Below are 408 nucleotides of genomic sequence, written 5' to 3'. Positions count from 1 at the left end.
AATGTAACCATGTCGCCATTTTCAATGCCGGCAACTTGGTCATCAAAGCCATCACAAATCCTAAGCTCCCATAAATCTGCAGCCTTAAGCTCTAATGTGTGAATGGGGATGTCGTTAACTGGGGCACTTGCGTAGATACGTTGGAGTACTTCACTCATTGAATAAATCCACAAGTGCCTTACCGATGGCCTTTAACTGGGCTGGACCAGGATGGTTATAGCCACCTGAAGCGCATAAACTGTGTCCAGACATACCACTAAAGCCAAGAGCATCATCATTTTCGATGTAAGTAGTAGAAACAAAAGCCACACCTGCAGACTCAGCTGCAAGATAAAGCCTATCGTTGGTTAGCTGCCAATCTTCTAAAGAACAACGACCACCAAACGAATTAGGGCGAGGGCAACCTAA

Annotated in this window: 1 protein-coding gene; it reads right to left on the bottom strand. The window is 45.3% G+C overall.

Features of this window, described 5'->3' with window-relative positions; translation table 11 throughout:
• Positions 1-150: 150 nt before the first annotated feature.
• Positions 151-408: hypothetical protein (locus C2M25_RS20705; protein ID WP_158679756.1), on the bottom strand; the 258-nt coding region annotated here is incomplete at its 5' end.

Origin of the sequence: Pseudoalteromonas sp. T1lg21 (assembly GCF_002964625.1) — a bacterium.
In the GTDB taxonomy this organism is placed as follows: domain Bacteria; phylum Pseudomonadota; class Gammaproteobacteria; order Enterobacterales; family Alteromonadaceae; genus Pseudoalteromonas; species Pseudoalteromonas gelatinilytica.
The sequence above is the reverse complement of the archived record's forward strand: the minus strand, read 5'-3'. Positions and strand labels throughout refer to the sequence as shown.